The sequence below is a fragment of the Pseudomonas agronomica genome, from assembly GCF_025917275.1.
Classification (GTDB): Bacteria; Pseudomonadota; Gammaproteobacteria; order Pseudomonadales; family Pseudomonadaceae; genus Aquipseudomonas; species Aquipseudomonas agronomica.
Genome location: NZ_JAOSHO010000406.1, coordinates 1 through 4,641, shown reverse-complemented (window position 1 = coordinate 4,641; position 4,641 = coordinate 1). Strand labels below are relative to the sequence as shown.

Below are 4,641 nucleotides of genomic sequence, written 5' to 3'. Positions count from 1 at the left end.
AATCTGCATACGGGTGAGAAGGGGGCGCAGGATGATCCGGAGGAGGCGTTTAAGGCTTGGGAGAAGATTATTGAGGACAACAAACGTCTCCAAAACAACAAGGAAAAGCCCGACGCCTCGCTCGTCGAATTCCATTACGACAAAGCCATCCTGAAGGACCTCGACTGATGCGTCGAATCCTCCTGCTGTCTTGCCTGCTGCTGGCCGCTTGCGGCAACAGTGGCGCTTTTAATTTCCCCGAGAAGGACCCTTCCGTGAAGCCTTTAACCGAGATCGAAGCCAAGCTGGCCTTCACCTGCAAACACGAAACGATCCCAGCCCCCTCCGCCGAAAGCGATGTGCTGTTTCAATACGCGCGCTGGTTGCAAAAGAACAACCAGCTCAAGCAGGACAAGACCGTCGATACCGAGATTGAACGGTTATATCGCATCGCCGCTGAGCATGGTCATTACAAGGCCAATATCAATCTGCAAAACGGCGCCATGCGCGGTCGTTTCGAACTCAGTGGCGCCCAGCACTTGCGCATGAGCCAAATCTTGATCGACGCAGGTGTAGCAACGGGTTACTACTTCGTCGGAATCTTCCTGCAACAAGGTTCAGCGGGGCTGCATGAAGACACTGACATGTCTTTACGTTACTTCCGTAAAGCAGCCGATGAGGGCAACGCCCAGGCCCAATACCTCGTAGGGGAAAAACTCGAGGCCATTGATGTCGCGCCGGAAATAGCGATACAAATGTATCGTTGCGCCGCCGAGCAAGGTCATGGTAAGGCCGCTGTTACGCTGGGCGTTTATCTTAAACACAAGGGGAAGTATCAACAGGCGCTTGAGGTATTTCAGAAGGGTGTCGTCGCAGGTCACGAAAGCGCTGCCGGGCGTTTGGAGGACGCATTTCGCGGACCTCTAGCCTCCAATCAGCTGGACTACCTCGGCCAACAAGAAGACCTCGAACGCGCCGAGCGCTACAAAACAATCTGGCGAATTCTGGCGAGGTATTCCTACGCCAACCCCACCGTCCCCGAAATCAACGACATCCTCCCCCTGCCACCCGCCAAGCTGCCTGAATGGGACGGCAAACTCCAATGGCTCGAAGCCCGCCTGGCCAACGTCCCACCGCAAAAACCCAGCGAAGCGCTGATCAGCGAGCTGGCCGAGGCCAAGGGTCTCGAACCCGCCACCGGCAGACCCACGCCCAGCTCACCTGCATTCATCACGATCCCCCAACCCGCACCGACCTGCCACAGCGGCCAGGCCTGCCCGCATACCGGCTACTGGATCGCCGGCGCGTACGACGTCATCCGCCGCTTCGAACAGGGCGAAATCCTGCCAACACTAAACGTACGCAAGTGGGAGAGCCGTTTCCTGCTCCCGGATCGGGTGACAGTTGGCCCAGAAAAGGTTGAGTGGATGTTCCATGGATGATCTGCGGTTTGCATAACAGGCATGCGGCATGGAAGGCCATCCACCGACCGTGCCGTGTCGAGCTTTATTACGAGATATTTTACGGATGAGCTATCGAATGATGTTTATGAGAATTGAACGTGAATGGCGTCAGATGACTGGACAACGTCGAGTTTTATTACGACGTGGCCAAACGCGTGTCCGCCTGGCTGTTTTCACAGGGCTGCTCTGGCTTTCAGGAGCCTGTCAGGCATTCGAAAACTACAGTTGCACTGCACAATGGTTTGATACGGATGTCGACGACTCCATCGGAACACGACGGGGGCCGGACCGGACCGAGACCTGCCGTAAAGAGCCAACGCCTGCACGGACGTTTGGTTACCGGGTAGTGGATGGAAAGGCCTACTGGGGGATAACTAATACCACACGAAGTAGCCCATGTACGGCTGGGGGGGTTGGTTCAATGGGCCAGGTCTTAAACCCGGTCTGTTGGCTGCCTAGAGCTTTGCAGGTGCACCAGACCCATGAAGATCGTCATTTCTGGTTAGTCAGCCAAGATGGCACGCACTTTCGCACAGCACCCTCCGCACAAGCAGAGTTGACCGCATCGCAGCAAGATGACTTGAGCCGTTACGCGGTGGACCGCACCTCGGTTTACTACAACACAAAAAAAATTGAAGGTGCCGATCTTGAGACTTTCGAGGTGTTCTTCCCAGACGGAGTTCTCCCGCATGGGAACGAGTATTCCTTTGCCCGCGATAGTCGACATCTCTTCGTGGACGGATGGTCGCTCCCGCTGTTTGATCCGACTGAAGTGACGTGGCTGGAGCTTCCCTGCATGGACGATAAATCTTCCATGTGCCGCAACAGGAGCATCCGGGCACCGATTTTAGGCAGAGTCGTTGATGATCTGCTCGTTCTCGGCAAGGGGACACGTCCGACGCTATTTAAAGACCTATTGAAATCTGACGTGACCTGCTCCCTGGATAGAGTAACGGTCTACTGCATCATCGACCGTCAGCGCTATTTGATTGACTTCGAGGGCGTGGAGCCGGCACGGCTGGTGTTGCAGGACGGGCAGGAGATTACCCGTGACACATCGTCGTAATAGCACGCGGGAAAGCGTGACAGTCGGCCCAGAAAAGGTGGGTTGGATATTTTATGGATGACTTAGCAAACGCTGTTTGTGGTTGAGACCCAAAAGGCATCAGTCAACTGGACTGTGCCGAACTCTGCCCATGGACGGGCTTTTTTGAACAAGGAAAGCAACATGAAAAACATCATCCGAATCGGCGACAAAACAACCGGAGGCGGTACCGTCCAATCAGGCTCAACCGTCATGAAATTCGGCGGCGTCGGGGTCGCTCGGGAAGGCGATCCAGTGGACTGCCCGATTCCAGGTCACGGCCGGACGGTCATCGCCGAAGGTCACCCTGCATTTAAAGACAATGGTGTGCCGATGGCTTTTGACGGTCATCGTTGCGCCTGTGGTTGTGCGCTGATTTCGTCGATGCCTGGCGCGGGGGCACGTTGATCATGCCGGTCCGAATGGATGACGTCCCGGCCTTGGCGCCCAGGCCTGCGCGCCCCCGCGCCTGGCGGTGGCTCGGGTTATTGGCGTTTTGTTTGCTGCTAGGTGCTGGGGGCATGGTGTCGTTCGCCCCTGAAGCGTTACATCAGAGGCCTGAGGTTTTCTGGAGCCTGACCTTGGGTGTGCCCTTGCTGGGGTGGTGTGCCCTGGGGGGCGGGCGGGCGTTGCTGTATCTCGGCGAACGAGCGGTGGCCGATGGCTGGGATCAGGCACGCGAAGAGGATTTGATCCAGAAAACCCGTCAGGGACGTCGCTTTCTACGGGTGCTGAATGTCGACCTGCACACCGCCCTGCGCGTCCCAGGCGAAGAACCAGCGGTGCAACTGGAGGCTTTGCAGAGCGGCATCAAGGTGCAGAGGGTGCAACCTTCGAGGCTCGCCTCGTCGTCATGCCACAGCCGTCTACCGGGCGATGCGGTTGAAGAGCTCGAACCGGTGTTGCTGCATACGTTGCAACAGTTGCTTGGCGAGCTGGCCCCCACCTTGGCGCAACTGCCTGCCCATACACCGTTGGCGTTGTTGTTGGAGGGCGATAGCGGCTTGTCGGGCCCAGCGTGGGATCGGACATGGGCGCAGGCATGGCAAGCGTCCGGCATCCGCCAGGTGCCGGTCTCCCTCGAAGGCGATGGTTTGCATGCGTTGGACCATTGGCTCGACCAGCGCTTTGATGAGCGGACCGTGTTGCTGGTCATCGCGTTTCAATTAGCGCCGCGACAACCGGAAGGCACGGCGGAAGTGGTCGCCGGTTTGCTCCTGGGCAATCCCCTGGCGCAAACCATCTTGGCGCCGATCGCGTTTCTTCATCGCCCGGAACAGGAGCGGCAACCTTGTTCCGACGCATTGCGCGATGCCGCAACGCAGGCGCTTGCCTGGGTACCGTTGGAGGCTGAGTCGATCCGGCATGTCTGGCGAGCAGGAGTGAATGCACAACGTCATGCAGCCCTGACCAACGTTTCAACCCAACTAGCGATACCGATGGAGCATGAACAAGGACTTCGTGATTTGGACGCGGTGCTGGGGAACCCTGGCAAAGCCTCGCCATGGCTGGCGATTGTCGCGGCGACGCAAGCCATTCAGGTGGGCTCGGGGGCGCAGTTCATTTTTAGCGGCAATGGTTGCGCTGACTCCAGGCTTTGGAACATGGCGTTGACGCCTGCGCCTTCATTATCGGAATAGGACATTCGAATGCAGATGCGAAGTTTTATAGTCGTGTGGGCGGTGACCAGCGGTCTGTTGCTGATCAACGCGATCATGGGCGCCATGGTGTGGCGTTACCCCCAATGGCTGGGCATTCAGGCTGGCAGCGACCATCAGGCACTCTGGTTGCTGGGCATATCCGCAATGGCCCTGCTATCGGTGTTGTTCCTGGGCGTTTTCCATTTTCTAGGCAATGTGATGGGACGTTCGGCTTATCGGACGTATCAGACGGACGATGGCCCGACTGTCGATAAGGTCGAACCCCACTCGGTAAACGAAGAAGCATCGAACGGACTGCGCGAGCACCTACGCTTCCAATACGGCCCCCTCTGGCGCCACAAAGTCCGATTTCTCCTCATCGTCGGCGAACCCACCGAGATCACCGCCATCGCCCCTCATCTGGCGAAGAAGAAATGGCTCGAAGGCCAGCGCACTGTGCTGCTCTGGGGCGGCT

At 57.7% G+C, this 4,641-nt stretch carries 4 protein-coding genes and 1 pseudogene; all 5 read left to right on the top strand.

Annotation, left to right across the window (positions count from 1 at the left end; genetic code table 11):
• Positions 1–167 precede the first annotated feature (167 nt).
• Entirely contained in the window at positions 168–1,421 is a 1,254-nt protein-coding gene (locus OC610_RS21600; RefSeq protein ID WP_264430638.1) for an SEL1-like repeat protein, read from the top strand.
• A 490-nt stretch (positions 1,422–1,911) separates the two neighbouring features.
• Complete coding sequence (locus OC610_RS21595) at positions 1,912–2,508, top strand: DKNYY domain-containing protein (RefSeq protein WP_264430637.1); 597 nt, start codon at positions 1,912–1,914, stop codon at positions 2,506–2,508.
• A 162-nt stretch (positions 2,509–2,670) separates the two neighbouring features.
• On the top strand, positions 2,671–2,934 hold the full coding sequence (locus OC610_RS21590) for a PAAR domain-containing protein (RefSeq protein WP_264430636.1): 264 nt from the start codon (positions 2,671–2,673) through the stop codon (positions 2,932–2,934).
• A 179-nt stretch (positions 2,935–3,113) separates the two neighbouring features.
• The gene (locus OC610_RS21585) at positions 3,114–4,166 is read left to right on the top strand and encodes a hypothetical protein (protein WP_264430639.1); all 1,053 of its coding nucleotides are present in this window, start codon (positions 3,114–3,116) and stop codon (positions 4,164–4,166) included.
• 9 nt (positions 4,167–4,175) lie between these two features.
• Positions 4,176–4,641, top strand: a pseudogene (locus tag OC610_RS21580) (ImcF-related family protein); the annotation flags it as partial.

Bases quoted from the DNA above. Each gene is read 5' to 3' on its own strand.
- OC610_RS21600 (WP_264430638.1), top strand. From the start codon at position 168: ATGCGTCGAATCCTCCTGCTGTCTTGCCTGCTGCTGGCCGCTTGCGGC.
- OC610_RS21590 (WP_264430636.1), top strand. From the start codon at position 2,671: ATGAAAAACATCATCCGAATCGGCGACAAAACAACCGGAGGCGGTACC.